Origin of the sequence: Microbacterium sp. MMO-56, assembly GCF_037146215.1 — a bacterium.
In the GTDB taxonomy this organism is placed as follows: domain Bacteria; phylum Actinomycetota; class Actinomycetes; order Actinomycetales; family Microbacteriaceae; genus Microbacterium.
Map to the genome: position 1 here is coordinate 127,752 of NZ_JBBCVW010000001.1, position 15,360 is coordinate 143,111.

Genomic DNA, 15,360 nt, shown 5'->3' on the forward strand with positions numbered 1-15,360 from the left:
TCAGCCTGCGTCCTTCTCGCCGCGCGCGGTGATCGCGAACTGCACCAGGCTCAGCAGAAGCGTGGCGATCAGCAGCACGTAGGACAGCGCCGAGGCGAAGCCGAGCTCAAGGTCTTTGAATCCTGACTTGTAGATCTGCATCACGACGGTCTGCGTGCTCTGGTACGGCCCTCCTCCGGTGAGGATGTAGATCTGGTCGAACGCCTGCAGTGCGGCGATGGTCGAGATGACGAGGACGAAACCCGTGGTGTTGCTGAGCAGCGGAACGGTGATGTTCCGGAAGCGCGCCAGCGGCCCGGCGCCGTCCATCTTGGCCGCCTCGTACAGGCTCTGCGGGATCTCCTGCACGCCGGCGAGGAACACGATCATGTAGAAGGGGAAGTTCTTCCACACCGCGATCAGCACGACGGTGGGCATCGCCAGCGCCGGATCCTGCAGCACGTCGCCGATGCGGATGCCGAACGACTGCAGCCAGAAGTTGAGGAGACCCACCTGCGGGTCGAGCAGATACTGCCAGGCGAACGCGGCGACCGCGAGCGACACGATGAAGGGCAGGAAGAGCGCCGTGCGGAACGCGCCGCGCAGCGGCAGCATGCGGCTGTTGAGTGCGAGTGCCAGCATCAGCGCGAGCAGCACCACGACCGGGGTGAACATGACCGTATACACCGCCGTGTTGCCCATCGCGCGCAGTATGTTCGGCTGCGTGAACACGGCGATGTAGTTTTCCAGTCCCACCCATCGCTCGCGCCCGAACCCGCTCGCGTCTGTGAACGACAGCCGGAGGGCGGCGAGCATGGGCCAGAACACGAAGGTGACGAGGATCGTCATCGCAGGGAGGAGGAACGCGATGACGGTGAGGCGTCGTCTCGCCCGTCCGCGCAACGGACCGCGACCGCCGATCTGAGGCGGCGGGCGGAACCGCCGTGTGCTGGTGAGCGTCATCGCTGCTTCCCTCTTCCGAGCGGTATCGGTCACCGCTTCTCCAACGTTGTAAATGACAGTATGGGCCAGGGTGTCTCGGCGTCAAGTCGGCGGGGACAGGCGACCTCGAGCACACATTTGACAAACTCCGCACGACGATCCACTATGTGATCACAGCGTTGTTACAACGTTGTAGAACCCGCAGGCGAGAGGGCGTCTCGCCGTGCCACCGACAGTGGAGTCGACTCGTGGAGGTCCAGCAGCAATGAAGAAGCCCATCACCGCAGCAGCACTCGGGAGTGTCCTCGTGCTCATGGCATCCGGCTGTGCCGCCGGGGCACCCACCGCCGACGGACCCGTCGCCATCGATTTCTGGCACGGGTACACCGAGGCCGACGGCAAAGTGCTCAACAGTCTCGTCGACGAGTTCAACGCGTCTCAGGACAAGATCCGGATCACCGCGTCGACCAAGCCGTGGGCGACTCTGCTGGATTCCGCGCTGCCTGCCTTGAGCTCCAAGACCGGCCCCGAGTTGGTGGCCCTTCCCGCGGAGAACGTCCCGGTGTGGGCCTCGAAGGGCGCCCTCCACGATCTCGACGACTGGTACGGTGCCGCGGACAGTGGTGCGGGAGTGCTGAACGAGGGCGCCGTCGCGACCGGCATCGTCGACGGCACCCACTATGCGGCGCCGCTGAGCTTCACCCCGCTGACGATGTTCTACAACCGGGCGATGTTCGACAAGGCCGGGGTCACGGTCCCGACGACGTGGGACGAGTGGGTGGCTGCGGCCACTGCGCTGACGATCGACGAGAACGGGGACGGCACGCCCGAGCAGTACGGACTCGCTCTCCAGGATCACGCCACCGTGGGCAACGGGGTCTGGCCGTCTCTGTTCAAGAGCGGCGGCGGCGATGTCGTCACCGCCGACGGCAAGGCCGTGATCGACTCCCCGGAGAATGTCAAGACGCTGACGTACTGGAAGGATGCCCTGGCGAAGAGCTCGTTCTCCCCGACCGGTCTCGCGGGCGCCGACGCCGACGGCCTCTTCAGCGCGGGCAAGGTCGCCATGACCCTCGCCGGTCCGTGGATGGCGACGGTCTCCGAATCCTCCGGTATCGACTTCGGCATCGCTCCCCTCCCGGCCGGGCCGGCTGGAATCAAGGCATCCGCCCTGGCCGTCGACCTGAGCATCACGTCCCAGGCGACCGATCAGGAGAAGGCCGCCATCGAGACGTTCCTCACGTGGTTCTACGCGAAGGACAACATGGTGACCTGGTCGCTCGCCTCCGGGTGGCCCCCGCTGACGACCGAGGTGACCGCCGCCGATGTCTCTGAGAACAAGGTCGTCGCTGCACTGACGGAACAGGCCGCCTATGGCGTCGCCCTGCTCCCGGGCGTGATCCCCTCGACGGACGTGCTGACGGCGATGGACACAGCGACGCAGAAGGCGCTGGTCGGCGGAGATGTCGCATCCCTGCTCGGCTCCGCCCAGAAGGAGATGGACGCCGCGCTCGCCGGCTGACGCCTTCGATCGTGGACCGGACCGTGGCACCGCATCTGCGGGGTCGCGGCCCGGTCCACGGCTGACCGCCCCACGATCCTGGTCCCCGTGACCCACGACCGAAAGACGACACATGCGCTGGTTCGAAGACGGACGCCTCCGATTCGCCGTCGGAGTAGAAGACACGTTCATCCCGCAGACGAGGCCGGGGGAGCGTGCGCTGGATGAGTACGACCTCATGCAGCACTACCGCTTCTGGCGCGAGGACCTCGAGTACTGCGCCGAAGCCGGAAGCGAGATGGTGCGGTGGGGGATCCCGTGGTACCGCATCGAACCCCAGCGCGGAGTCTGGGACTGGGAGTGGCTGGACCGCGTGGTCGACTCCTTCGAGGAGCTCGGTCTCGACCTCGTCGCAGACCTGATGCACTACGGCACGCCGCTGTGGCTCGAGGACCAGTTCGTGAACCCGGAGTACCCGGAGCGGGTCGCCGAGTACGCCGCCGCCGTCGCCCAGCGATACCGCGGTCGCATCCGGCACTACACACCGCTCAACGAGCCGCTCCTGAACGTCATGTACTGCGGAGAGTACGGCCAGTGGCCCCCGTACCGGACGGGGGATCGAGGGTTCGTCGACGTCCTGCGCGGAATCACGCGCGGCATCGTGACGACCCAGACGGCGATCGCGGCCGTCGACGACGCAGCCGACTTCGTGCACGTGGAGGCGTCGTTCCGGTTCGCGGGCGACACCGACGCGCATCGCGAGACCCACGAGCATCTTCGCCACCGACGGTTCCTGATCCAGGATCTCGTGATGGGGCGCGTCGACGACGACCATCCTCTCGTGCCCTATCTGCGTGAGAACGGATTCACCGACGCGGACTTCGCATGGGCGCGGCAGAACACCGCTCAGCCCGACGTGGTCGGGGTGAACTACTATCCGCAGCACTCCACGGAGGTCTTCGAGCGCGACGTCACGCGGTCGGGCGGACCGCGGGATCTCCGTCCCCGCCACGACGCGGGTGCGGAGGGGCTGAAGGACGTCCTCGCCGCCTTCGCCGAACGCTACGGAGCGCCCGTCTTCCTGACGGAGACGAGCTTCACCGGCACGGTCGATGAGCGGATCGCGTGGATGGAGGAGTCCGTCTCCGCCATCGTCGAGCTGCGCTCCGCAGGCGTCGACGTCGTCGGCTACACCTGGTGGTGCATCACCGACATGATCGAGTGGACCTACCGCACCGGCGACAAGCCGCCGATGGAGTACCTCCTCACGATGGGGCTCTGGTCCCTTGAGGAGGAATCCGACGGCACGCTGCGGCGGGTGAAGACCCCGGTGGCCGACGCGTTCCATCGACTCGCCACCGCCGACCGACGGGAGTGAGCGCGGTGACCGACGCCTCCACGGGCTGAGCGCGGGGACGCGCCGGGAACGACTCCCTGAGCGGCGGTCAGGCGGGCGCGGATTCGCGGATCATCACCTGGAAGGCGACGGTCTCGTGGCTCGGGTCAGCGGGTCGGCTCGAATCGGAGCCGATCCGTTGTACGAGCAGATCGACCGCGCGCTGCGCGATCTGCTCGCGCCCGGGATCGACCGTCGTCAGGCTCGGCACCGCGTACTGCGCCTCTTCGATGTTGTCGAACCCGATCACCGCCACGTCCTCGGGAATCCGTCTGCCGCTCTCCTGGAGGACCCGCATCGCACCGAGGGCGAGGGCGTCGTTCAGCCCGAAGACGGCATCGAACGCCGCGCCGCTCTCGATCAGGGCTCGTGCGGCTTCCGCGCCGTTCGACCGGTGCCACAGTGTCGTCGGACGCACCAGGGCCGGGTCCAGCGACACTCCCGCCGCTGTCAGCGCCTCTTCGTATCCCTTCAGGCGCAGCGCGGCAGAGCCCAGGGACTCGTCGGGGTGCGCGCCGATCAGCGCGATTCGGCGGCGACCCGCCGCGAGCAGAAACTCCGTTGCGGCGCGCGCCGCCTCGATGTTGCGCATCGTGACGTGATCGACCGGGCCGCCGAAGATCCGCTCGCCCAGCAGCACGAGCGGGAAGTCGACGGCGAGGAGTCCGGCGTCGTCCTGGCCCATCCCCAGCGGGCTGAAGATGACGCCGTCGGTCATCCGCATGCGAGGGCTGGTCAGGACGGCGAGCTCTCGATCACGGTCGGCGCCCGTGCGCTCGATGATCACCACCAGGCCGTGGCTCTCGGCCTGGGTGATCACCGCATCCGCGAGCTCGGCGAAGTAGCTGAGACTGAGCTCGGGCAGCACCAGGCCGATGACGCCGCTTCGCCCCGAGCGCAGGCTGCGCGCGGAGAGGTTGGGTCGGTACCCGAGCTGGTCGATGGCAGCCTGGACCCGCTCTCGGGTGGCGGGTCGCACGTGCGGGTAGTCGTTGACGACATTGGAGACGGTCTTGATCGACACTCCGGCCAGCTGCGCCACGTCGTGGAGCGTCGCCGCCATGGGTCCTCCGTTCGCCGCGGTGGCACCACCTTACAACGTCGTAAGTGCAACGGTGGCAACGGGCAGTGCGGTGGCATAGCCATCTGCCGACGGCCGACTCGTCATTCGCTCGGTGCGGCCCTCGACGCATTCCGCCGTCGTCGGCGGCGCACCCGACGGCGGGTCAACAGACCGACGACGGCGGCGAGGACCGCGAGCACGGCCGCGAGGAGGGGGAGCGCGAGTGCCGGACCGGTGTCCGCGGGGGAGAGTCCCGTGGGCGTCGGGGTGGGAGTGGGAAGCGTCTGCGGAGCGCTGTCCGGCGCGACACCCGCTCCGACACCGGTGTGCGTCAACACCTGCCACGCCGTCACGTATCCCCGGACGTCGGTCGGGCCCGACCGGTTGAGGGCGATGTACGCGGTGACGGGGTCGGTGTTCGGGTACGAGTCGGACCAGCCCGGGATGCGGACGGTCGCGAAGGAGCGACCCTCCTGTGTCACGTAGTGGTTGTAGGCGACGACGACGGACAGTGGGTTGGTGGCGTCCCACGTCGTGGGGAACGAATCGCCGGAAGGCTCGTCCGTGCGGTGCTTCCCGGCGCCCGCGCAGAAGTCGTCCGGATAGCCGTAGGTGGACATGCCCTGACTGAGCTGCAGCATGTAGGAGAGCCCGGTCATGATGCGGGCGCGCTGCTCGCCGTAGAGGTCGTCACCCTGCAGGGCGGCGGTCTCGGCGGCATTGATGATGCCGCCGACGCCTGCCGCCGAGTGCCACATGTCCCGACAGGTCTCCTCATTCTGCCCGTTCTGGTAGACGAGGCCGGGGAGCGTCTTCGGGTTGGTCGTGCAGTGATCGGAGAAGTCGTGGACCCACGAACAGTCGCGCTGCGCGTCGGATCCTTTGAGGAGCGACGCGGGGCGCGCGCCATCGCTTGCCAGGTAGATGTAGGTCGGCGTCACCTCGCGCCAGAGTGCGAGCCCCTTCTCGTAGAGGTCGCGGTCGTCGAGGAAGACGCCGATGTTCATCAGGCCCTCCGTTGCGCTGGTGCGCCAATTGTTGATGCGGGTGGTCCCGTTCTGCAGCCGCGGCACGAACGCCGTTCTCAGCATCGATTCGAACGCGTCGACGTCGAAGGCGGTCTGCCCGGCGCCGGGCTGATAGGTGTAGCGGATGATCTCCGCCGCGCGGACGAGCGTCTCCGCCATCCAGGCCGCGAAGAGCTCGCCGGCGTAGCCGTTGGCGCGCGTGGCGGTGAAGCCCCGGAAGCTGTGGCCGTAGGCGTTGAGCATGCGGACGGCGTTCTCGGCGTACGTCTCATCCCCGCCGGAGTAGTAGTACAGCAGCGCATTGGTGTACGCGCTGTTGATCTGCACGCTCATGTTCTGCTTCGCGAGGTCCGTGTGCTCGCGGTCCTGCGGCGCGCGCTTGTAGCCCGCATCCATCACGCATCCCTGCGCACTGGTCGGGTCGCAGGGCTGGGAGAGGTCGTCGGCATCGGAGTAGACGCTCCAGTCCGGCTCGCGGTCGATGATCGACCGCCCGGCGGGGCCGGTCAGCCACGCATAGATCGAGGCCTGCGGGTCCACCCCCGCTGCGATCTTGCGCCGCACCGACTCGAGCTGCGGCAGCCCGAGGAAGACACCCGGATGGGTGAAGCCGGCCGCGGAGGTGACGGGTCGGATGCCGTCCATGTACGGAGACGGCCCCGCAGATGGGCTCGCGGACGGGCTCGCGTAGGGGCTCGCCGTCGAGCTGCCGGTGGGTGGCGGAGGCGAGGCGGCGACCATCCCGGCGCCCAGTCCGAGTACGACGACCGCGGCGAGAAGGCGGGCCCGGACTCTTCTCAGACGGTGCCGAGGCGTCGTCGGCGGCTGCACGGTGACACCGATCACGTACGTCTTCCTTTCGGCGCCTCCGGGGAAGGACCGATGCGGGAGCGCGGCGGTGGTTCGGGTCACCCGCGGCCGATCGGTCCGCGCGTTCATCCCGGTCCCTGCCGGGGGTGAGGCGCGATGGTCGGATACGAGACTAAGTCATCCGGAGCCGACCATCGCACGACGCTGTGCCTTCTCACGGCGGATTGCTACCCGGCCGACTACCGCAGCCGCGGATCGTCGCTGGCGTCGAGGTACGGCTCTGGACAGTCCGCGCCGATCGCCTCGGCGCGGAACTCGAAGTGCCACCGCTCGTTCGAATACGTGCGGCAGAGCCCGAAATCGCGCCCGTTGTCACCGAGCCAGATGGAGGCGTCGAGATCGCCCACATCGACCGCCTCGCCCGAGACGTGCGACGACGTCTCCGGGGGAGCGACCCACCGCGCCGCCTTCTCGCGTGACCCGTAGGTCACCACCGCCTCTTCGAAGAGGCGGGCCTGCTCCTCGGCGGTGCGCCATCCGCTGTTGACCACGAGATCGAAGCCTGCGCCCGCCGCCGCCTGCGCCGCCTGCTGCAGTGCGGTGCGAAGCTCCGGCCGCAGGTTCGCGATGGCGGGATCGTCGTCGTCGAAAGGCGAGATCGGACCGCCGGATTCCGAGGCGGGCGTGGACGGGGCGATCGCCTCGCCCCGAGCCGTCGGAGCGAAGGACTGGACGAGGACGCCGACGGCGACCGCCGCGATCGCGAGGAGGACGACGAGGACGATGGGGAGCGCGACCCGGGCGGTCGCGTGCGGAGATCTGCTCATCCGCCGATCGTGTCGAGGCGGTCGTCGCCGCGGCGTCTGCGAATCCGCATACGCGCCCGATACACGCCGCTCCTTACACTGGCGGCATGCGGGTGCTGATCCTGGAGGACGAGACGCTGATGGCGGAGGCCATCCGTGACGGTCTTCGGCTCGCGGCGATCGCCGCGGACATCGCTCCCGACGGAGACGTCGCCCTGGAACTACTTTCGTACAACGCCTACGACGTCGCCGTGCTCGACCGCGACGTGCCCGGACCGAGCGGCGATGAGGTCGCCGAATCGATCGTGGCGGGCGGCTCGGGAACCGCCATTCTGATGCTGACGGCCGCCGATCGCCTCGACGACAAGCAGACCGGGTTCGAGTCGGGCGCCGACGACTACCTCACGAAGCCCTTCGCGATGCGCGAGCTGGTGCTGCGGCTGCGGGCGCTCGCCCGCCGCTCCGCGCGCGACGCCGCCCGTGCTCGAACGCGCCGGGGTGCGCGTCGACCCGTTCCGCCGGGAAGTCTATCGCGACGGGAGGTACGTCCCGCTCACCCGCAAGCAGTTCGCCGTCCTCGAGGTGCTGATCGCCGCCGACGGGGGAGTCGTCAGTGCCGAGGAGCTCCTCGCGCGCGCCTGGGACGAGAACGCGGATCCCTTCACGAACGCCGAGGGATCACGGTGTCCGCCCTGCGCAAGCGCCTCGGCGAGCCGTGGATCATCGCGACCGTTCCCGGTGTCGGATACCGAGTGGACGATGGCCCGTAGCCGCGGGCTGTCGGTGCGGCTGCGCCTCACCCTGAGCTACGCCGCGGTGATCATCCTCACCGGCAGCATCCTCCTCTCGGTGGTCTGGCTGTTCCTGCTGCGTTACGTCCCTCGCGGGTACATCTCCATCGTGTACCCGGACGGCGGGTCGAGCGTCGTGCCCGATCGCGACGACCTGCTGCGCGCGTTCATCCCGCCGACGACGGCGATCTTCGCGCTCCTGGTGGTCGTCGGGCTGGCGGGCGGCTGGTTCCTGGCCGGACGGATGCTGCGCCCGCTGGCCCGATTGCACGACGCCGCGCAGCGCGCATCGGAGGGGTCGCTGTCGCATCGTGTCGCACTCGAGGGCCGGGGCGACGAGTTCCGCGACTTGTCCGACGCCTTCGATCGGATGCTCGACGAGCTCGAGCGCCACGTCGGAGAGCAGCAGCGTTTCGCGGCCAACGCATCGCACGAACTGCGCACGCCTCTCGCGATCACCCGCACCATGCTCGACAACGCCGCGGCGGACCCGGCGACCGATACGGCCGAGCTGATCGGCAAGCTGAGCGAGGTGAATGCGCGCGAGATCGCGCTCGTCGAGTCGCTCCTGCTGCTGGCGAAGGCCGAGAACTCGCTCGCACGCCGGGATCCGGTCGACCTGTCGCTCCTCGCGGAGGATGCGGTCGAAACGCTCGAGCCGTTCGCGACGTCCCGCGGCGTCCGGGTCGACACCGATCCCGAGTCGGCCGAGACCACCGGCGATATCTCGCTCCTGCGTCAGATGACGATGAACCTGGTGCACAACGCTCTCGTCCACAACCTCCCGCACAGCGGCAGGGTGGTGATCCGCACACGATCGACCCGCGACGCCGCGCGGCTCGTCGTCGAGAACACGGGGGCGGTGCTCGAGGCATCCGCCGTGGCGACGTTCACCGATGCGTTCCAGCGGGGGCAGCGCACGGTCACGCATGGATCCGGCGTCGGCTTGGGTCTCGCGATCGTGGCGTCCATCGTGCGCGTCCACCGTGGCGAGCTCGCGCTCGCGCCGCGGCAGGGCGGCGGACTGGTCGTGACGGCTCGGCTGCCGCGCTAGAGGAGTCGAGCGGACCCCGTCGCCCACGCGCTCATCCGACGGTGGAGGCGCGAAGCACGAGCGTCGTGTCGAGCTCGTGCCGCTGCACCGGCACAGGCTCACCCGCAAGGATGCGGGTCAGCATCTCGACGGCGACCCTGCCCATCTCGTCGTACGGCTGCCGCATCGTGGTCAGCTGCGGGGAGAGCAAGAGAGCGGCGCGCTCGTCATCGAAGCCGGCGACGGCGATGTCGCCGGGCACCGAGAGGCCGCGCGCGGAAAGAGTGCGCAACACGGGCGCGGCGAGGAGGTCGGCAGCGCAGAACACCGCGTCGGGCCCCGCTGTCGTCCCCAGAAGGCGGTCGAGCTCGGGCAAGGTCGGGATCGTCTCGTCGCCCGGAGATTCCCACCCCAGCTCGAACGAGGGGTCGATGTCGACGCCTGCCGCCGTGAGCGCGTCGTGATACCCGGAGAGGCGCTCGCCGATGAACCGACCCTCGCCCCAGTGCGGGCCGAAGTGATCGGCGGAGGCGCCGACGAAGGCGATCCGCCGTCGACCGATGCTCAGCAGGTGCTCGACCATGGCCCGGGCGCCCTCCCGGTTGCGGGCGGCGATGCTGGGCACGTGCACGGCGTGGGAGGTGTCGTCGATCGCCACCACCGGCAGCCCGATGCGCGCGCAGGCGTCCCGCACCGACTCCTGGTCGGGAACGCTGACCACGATGACGCCCTCGGTGGGCACGTTGGCGAGGCTGTCGATGACGGCGGCGAGACCACCCTCCGTGCCCGCCACGGGATGCACGAGCAGATGGATGCCGCGCTCGGCCGCTTCCTGCGAGGCGGCACGCAGGACCGGCTCCCACCAGCCCCACACGAGATCGGGGACGATCGCGCTCACTGCGCGGAAGGAGCCGCGGCGCAGTGCGCGAGCGGTGCGGGACGCCCGGAACCCGATCCGCGTCGCCACCTCGCGGACGCGCTGCTTGGTGACCTCGCTGACATCCGGATGGTCGTTGAGCGCTCGTGACGCGGTGGCGGACGAGACCGCCGCCTCGCGAGCGACGTCCGAGAGGGTGGGTCTCGGGTGAGCCTGGTCCACGACGGACTCCTCTCGTGTTGACGACGGGACGTGTGTCTCGTACTCTAGGCGACATCGTCCGGAATCGATTGCGGTAACGATTCCGGAGAGCATCGCCCGATGCCGATCATGCCGCCGTCCTGCACCACTCGAAGGAGAGCCCTGTGCCCGAACACACTGTGCCCGAACATACGCAGCACGACCTCGCCCCGGTCGCCGCATCCGCACCCGCCCGACGGGTCGGGGCGCTGTTCATCACGATCTACGCGCTCGCACTGCTCGGCATCTGGATGTCGATCATGCTCCCGGCCTCGGTCACCATCGCCCTGCGCATCTCGGAGCTCGACCCGGACGGCAAGACCGACAGCTATTCGATCGCGGCGGGCCTCGGCACCCTGGTCGCGCTCCTCGCGAACCCGTTCTTCGGCCGGCTGAGCGACCGGACGCGCAGCCGCTTCGGGCGGCGGCGCCCCTGGATCGCGATCGGCCTCGCCGGCACGATGGTCGGGGCGCTCGTCATCGCACTCAGCGACTCCTTCCCGCTGCTGCTGGTCGGCTGGCTCATCATGCAGGCGTTCATCAACGCGTCGATCGCGGCCGCTCTGGCCGTGGTCGCAGACCGTGTGCCGGTGGCGCAGCAGGGTCTGGTCGGCGCCCTGTCGGGTATGGCCTCATCGGCGTCGCTCGTGATCGGCGTGTTCTTCGTCGAGTGGTTCCCAACGAACATCCTCGCCCAGTTCGGTCTGCCGGTCGTGGTCGCGCTCGTCTTCTGCGGCATCCTCATGTGGCTGCTGCGCGGCGACGACTCCCGCGGTCTCCCGCGTCAGCCGTTCGGCATCGGCGAGTTCTTCGGAAGCTTCCTCATCAACCCGCGCCGCTCGCCCGACTTCGCGCTGTTCCTCGTGACGATGTTCCTCGTCTCGTGCGGTGTCGCGGTCGTCTCGACGTACACCGTCTACATCCTTCAGGACCGGGTGAACGTATCGGACGACGCGATCGGTCGCGTCATCACCCTGGCCTACGTGATCCCCGGCATCATCGCCACCATCCTGGCTCCCTTCGTCGGATGGCTCAACGACCGGACCGGCCGCCGCAAGCTCCTCATGGGCGCGGCCGCGATCGTCAACGGCGCGGGCACCGTCATGCTGGCGACCGCGACCGAGGTCACCCCTTTCCTCATCGCCGTCTGCGTCGCCGCAGGGCTCGGCCTCGGTCTGTTGTCGGGAACGTACATCGGTTTCGCGATCTCGACCATGAACGACCCGTCCACGTCCGCACGCGACTTGGGGGTGACGAACATCGCCTACACGCTGCCCTTCTCGATGATGCCGTTCGCCGCTCCGCTGCTGCTCGGCATCGGCGGCGGGGGCAACTATCCGGCGCTGCTCATCACGGGCGGAGCGCTGTCGATCCTCGGCATCGTCCCGATGCTGTTCATCCGAGCCACTCGCTGAAGGAAGACGTCACCATGAACGACTATCGAGACGCAGACCTCCTCGTCGAGCGGCGCGTCGAGGACCTCCTCGCACGGATGACGGTGGCGGAGAAGGCCGCTCTGATGTTCCAGCCGTCGACGCAGCCCGGAAGCGGCGCGGGGGAGGCGAGTGCGCGGGCCGCGGCCGAGGAGGACATCGTGCGACGGGGGATGACGCACATGAACGTCCTGGGCGGCGAGGACTCCGTCGCCGTCGCCCGCTGGCACAACACGATCCAGGAGATGGCGGAGAGCACGCGCCTCGGCATTCCGATCTCGCTCTCCTCCGATCCTCGACACGGGTTCCGCGACAACCCGTTCACGGGACAGGCGCTGAACAGCCTGTCCCGGTGGCCGGAGACGACCGGCATCGCCGCCATCGGGTCGGTCGACGCCGCACGGGAGTACGGCGACGTCGTCCGCCGGGAGTTCCTCGCGATGGGCATCCGGGTCTATCTCGGCCCCATGGCCGACATCTTCAGCGAGCCCCGGTGGTCGCGTGGCTTCGGCACGTGGGGCGAGGATCCCGGCCGTGTCTCCCAGCTCACTGTCGCCTTCATCGAAGGGCTGCGCGGCGGACCCGATCTCGGTGCGCACTCGGTGGCGGCGGTCGTGAAGCACTTCCCCGGCGGCGGCCCGCAGCTGGCAGGCGACGACGCGCACGACCCGCGGTACACGGAGCAGGTGTATCCGGGAGGGCGACGGGAGCTGCACCTGCGGCCCTTCGTCGACGCGTTCGACGCGGGCGTCACTCAGGTGATGACCTACTACGCCAAGCCGGTCGGCACCGACTGGCCCGAGGTCGGCTTCGCGTTCAACGAGCCCGTCGTCCGGGACATCCTCCGCCGACGGCTCGGCTTCGACGGCATCGTCGTGACGGACTGGAACGTCCTCGAATCGACGCTGATCGCCGGACGGCAGTTCGGCCCGAACGGGTGGGGTCTCGAGGATCGCACCCCGATCGAGCGCGCCGCCATCGCCGTCGAGGCGGGCGTCGACCAGTTCGGCGGTGACCGCAATCCGGCACTCCTCGAGGAACTCGTCGATGCCGGGCGTCTCACCGAGGCGCGCCTGGACGAGTCGGTGCGCCGCCTTCTGCGCGAGAAGTTCCGACTCGGGCTCTTCGAACGCCGCCGCGTCGACCCCGAGCGCACGCGTGAGATCTGCGGATCCGCGCCGCTCACCGAGGCGGGGGAGCGCGCCCAGCGCGCGTCGCTCGTGCTGCTCTCACACCGAGGACAGCTGCCGATCGCGCCGACGTCCAGGCTCTTCCTCGATGGACTCGACGGTGCCGGCATTCCGAATGACATCGTCACGCAGCCGGACCTCGCCGACGCGATCGTCGTGCGCCGGGACTGCCCCTTCGAGCCGGGACGCGGCTCGATGGCGGACTTCTTCCGAGGCGGCACTCTCGCCTTCTCCGACGCGGAGGTCGCCGCGCTGCGCGCGTACAGCTCCCACGCTCCGGTCTACGTCGTGGTGTTCATGGAGCGCCCGGCCATCGTCGAACCCCTCCTCGGGTTCGCGGCCGCGGTCGTGGCGGACTTCGGAGCGAGCGACCGGGCTGTCCTGGATGCGCTTCTCGGACGGGTCGGGTTCGGCGGAGTGCTGCCCTTCGATGTCCCGAGCTCGATGGCGGCCGTGGAGGCCTCGCGCGAGGATGTTCCGTTCGACACCGCGGAGCCGTCGTTCCGAGCCGGCTTCGGTCTCCGGGTCGACGCCGGGGACGGGACGACGGCGCGAGGCTGATCGGACGGGCGCATTTCGTGGAGGAGTCGCGGGCTCGTCCCGTGGGAGGATCGTCTCCAGTGGGGGAGCGCGCGTTCCTCCAGAATCAGGGGAAACGATGAACGTCCAGCGAACCTCTCGCACGCTCGTGGCGACCGTTCTGGCGGTCGCGGCATTCGGCCTCGCGGCCTGCACCGCCTCGGCCACTCCCGACCCGTCCGTCAGCGCCTCTCCCACGGCCATCGGCGGCGACATCGTCGCCCCTGTCACGATGTCCGCGGGGGAGCTTCAGGGAGCGACCGTCGACCTGGTCGTCGGGCAGGTCCTCAACATCAACACCGGCGACCTCGCCGTCGACAGCTACACGGGTGAGGTCGCCGACACCCAGGTCGCGACGTTCACCCCGGGCGGCGAGAAGTCCGGCGCCGTGTTCAACCCCGGAGTCACAGCTGTCGCGCCCGGGACGACGGCGGTCACGATGACCAACGCTCAGGGAGGCATCCAGCCTCTCGAGTTCACGGTCGTCGTCACCGCCAAGAGGTGACGCGAGATTCCGTCACGTCGCCGGGGTGGATGCTCGGCTGAGTCCGAGCAGCGTGCGGCGGTTCACCCCCGTGCCATCGTGAGCAGCGCCGTCAGCGCGAACACCACCACCGCGAGAATCGGGAACAGCCAGTCGACGAGGATCAGGAAGCGGCGCCCCGGGCCGCGCGCCGTCCTCGCCTCCGCCGTCGGCAGCGGGTCGACGATCTCGTCCGTGCCGCCGCGAAGCGTCAGAACCGTTGCGACGATCGAGAGGGTGACCATGAGCATCGCCGTGCCGATCAGAACCGGCAGGGGGGCGAGCTCGAGCCAGGCGTCCGCCGCCGACGACGGGGCGATGAGCGATGAGACGGCGCCGACGAGTCCGGCCACGACGACGAGTGCGGCCGGCACCCAGCGCTGCCGGAGGACGGCGCGGGGATAGAAGGGGAAGGCGAACATCACCGTCAGGAGCAGCGGGACGCACATCAGCAACGCCTGCGGGACGGACAGGAGGATCTCGCCCCCGGCGAACCACGCCGTGCTCGCCAGGGCGAACACGAGGAAGGCGAAGAGCCCGAGCACGGGCAGAAGGACCGTCCGCACCGCGTGGGATCGCGGCGGCCGCGCCGGCAGGTCGAGCGCGGCGGCGTACGCTCGCGCGGGGCCGAACGCCTCTTCCGCGCTCTGCCCCGAGTCCGCGAGGAACTCCCGGACGCTTGCGACGGCGTCCCCGATGACGTTCCCGGGGACGCGCCGGAGCCGCAGCTCCAGAGTGAACAGCTCGATCCAGGTGGCGTCGGTCATCGTGGTCTTCATGGCGTCTCCGTTCGTGTGTTCTGCGCGAGGTAGTCGTTGCTGTGCGCCGTGAAGTCGGCCCAGTGCGCGCGCATCCGGTCGAGCTCTCGCCGGCCTGTGTCGGTGAGGGAGAAGTACTTGCGACCCGGTCCGCCCTCGCCGGGTCGCCATTCGACGGCGACGAGGCCGGCGTTCTCGAAGCGGGTCAGCAGCGGGTAGAGGGTGCCGCCCTTCACGGCGCCCATGCCGTGCTCCTCGAGATCGGCGATGATGGCGTACCCGTAGGACGGGCCGGGCTCCAGCGCGCGCAGAGTGAGCGCGCCCAGCACGGCCCGCATCCAGTCGCTGGGCCACTCGGTCGTGCCGAGATCCGATTCCATCTCCATAACTAGATCGTCTCTCTAACTAGTT

The 15,360-nt window shown here is 69.1% G+C and carries 13 protein-coding genes and 1 pseudogene; 7 read left to right on the plus strand and 7 right to left on the minus strand.

The features are described from left to right. The gene (locus tag WFI00_RS00580) at positions 1 to 942 is read right to left on the minus strand and encodes a carbohydrate ABC transporter permease (RefSeq protein WP_336631376.1); all 942 of its coding nucleotides are present in this window, start codon (positions 940 to 942) and stop codon (positions 1 to 3) included. Between the two features lie 244 nt (positions 943 to 1,186). On the opposite strand from WFI00_RS00580, the gene WFI00_RS00585 reads away from it, so the two are divergent. Then, positions 1,187 to 2,443, plus strand: coding sequence for an ABC transporter substrate-binding protein (locus tag WFI00_RS00585; RefSeq protein WP_336631375.1), 1,257 nt, complete (start codon positions 1,187 to 1,189; stop codon positions 2,441 to 2,443). A gap of 112 nt (positions 2,444 to 2,555) precedes the next feature. Next, positions 2,556 to 3,800 carry a family 1 glycosylhydrolase gene (locus WFI00_RS00590; RefSeq protein ID WP_336631374.1) on the plus strand — a complete coding sequence of 415 codons (1,245 nt, stop codon included), beginning with the start codon at positions 2,556 to 2,558 and terminating at the stop codon, positions 3,798 to 3,800. Between the two features lie 67 nt (positions 3,801 to 3,867). On the opposite strand, the gene WFI00_RS00595 is transcribed toward WFI00_RS00590, so the two are convergent. The 3 genes from WFI00_RS00595 to WFI00_RS00605 all read right to left on the minus strand — a co-directional run bounded on the left by WFI00_RS00595 (position 3,868) and on the right by WFI00_RS00605 (position 7,546). Further along, the gene (locus WFI00_RS00595; protein WP_336631373.1) at positions 3,868 to 4,881 is read right to left on the minus strand and encodes a LacI family DNA-binding transcriptional regulator; all 1,014 of its coding nucleotides are present in this window, start codon (positions 4,879 to 4,881) and stop codon (positions 3,868 to 3,870) included. Between the two features lie 101 nt (positions 4,882 to 4,982). Next, positions 4,983 to 6,821 carry an alginate lyase family protein gene (locus WFI00_RS00600; protein ID WP_336642270.1) on the minus strand — a complete coding sequence of 613 codons (1,839 nt, stop codon included), beginning with the start codon at positions 6,819 to 6,821 and terminating at the stop codon, positions 4,983 to 4,985. A gap of 137 nt (positions 6,822 to 6,958) precedes the next feature. Continuing rightward, positions 6,959 to 7,546 (minus strand): D-alanyl-D-alanine carboxypeptidase family protein, encoded by a 588-nt coding sequence (locus WFI00_RS00605; protein ID WP_336631371.1) that lies wholly within the window; start codon positions 7,544 to 7,546, stop codon positions 6,959 to 6,961. Positions 7,547 to 7,632: 86 nt separating this feature from the next. Between WFI00_RS00605 and WFI00_RS00610 the strand changes: the two are divergent. Beyond that, positions 7,633 to 8,295 (plus strand): annotated as a pseudogene (locus WFI00_RS00610) (response regulator transcription factor). Further along, positions 8,285 to 9,370 (plus strand): sensor histidine kinase, encoded by a 1,086-nt coding sequence (locus WFI00_RS00615; protein ID WP_336631370.1) that lies wholly within the window; start codon positions 8,285 to 8,287, stop codon positions 9,368 to 9,370. Before WFI00_RS00610 ends, WFI00_RS00615 begins: the two are co-directional and overlap by 11 nt. A gap of 31 nt (positions 9,371 to 9,401) precedes the next feature. Here WFI00_RS00615 and WFI00_RS00620 read toward each other — a convergent pair whose 3' ends face one another. Further along, entirely contained in the window at positions 9,402 to 10,448 is a 1,047-nt protein-coding gene (locus WFI00_RS00620; protein ID WP_336631369.1) for a LacI family DNA-binding transcriptional regulator, read from the minus strand. Positions 10,449 to 10,591: 143 nt separating this feature from the next. Between WFI00_RS00620 and WFI00_RS00625 the strand changes: the two genes are divergently transcribed. The 3 genes from WFI00_RS00625 (at position 10,592) to WFI00_RS00635 (ending at position 14,173) form a co-directional block, all read left to right on the plus strand. Continuing rightward, positions 10,592 to 11,881, plus strand: a complete 1,290-nt coding sequence (locus WFI00_RS00625; protein ID WP_336631368.1) for an MFS transporter — start codon at positions 10,592 to 10,594, stop codon at positions 11,879 to 11,881. Between the two features lie 14 nt (positions 11,882 to 11,895). Further along, complete coding sequence (locus WFI00_RS00630; protein ID WP_336638475.1) at positions 11,896 to 13,650, plus strand: glycoside hydrolase family 3 protein; 1,755 nt, start codon at positions 11,896 to 11,898, stop codon at positions 13,648 to 13,650. A 97-nt stretch (positions 13,651 to 13,747) separates the two neighbouring features. Continuing rightward, positions 13,748 to 14,173, plus strand: a complete 426-nt coding sequence (locus tag WFI00_RS00635; protein WP_336631366.1) for a hypothetical protein — start codon at positions 13,748 to 13,750, stop codon at positions 14,171 to 14,173. A gap of 62 nt (positions 14,174 to 14,235) precedes the next feature. Here WFI00_RS00635 and WFI00_RS00640 read toward each other — a convergent pair whose 3' ends face one another. Continuing rightward, positions 14,236 to 14,970, minus strand: coding sequence for a hypothetical protein (locus WFI00_RS00640; protein WP_336631365.1), 735 nt, complete (start codon positions 14,968 to 14,970; stop codon positions 14,236 to 14,238). After that, on the minus strand, positions 14,967 to 15,335 hold the full coding sequence (locus WFI00_RS00645; RefSeq protein ID WP_336631364.1) for a PadR family transcriptional regulator: 369 nt from the start codon (positions 15,333 to 15,335) through the stop codon (positions 14,967 to 14,969). The genes WFI00_RS00640 and WFI00_RS00645 overlap by 4 nt, the downstream gene beginning before the upstream one ends. Positions 15,336 to 15,360 lie beyond the last annotated feature (25 nt).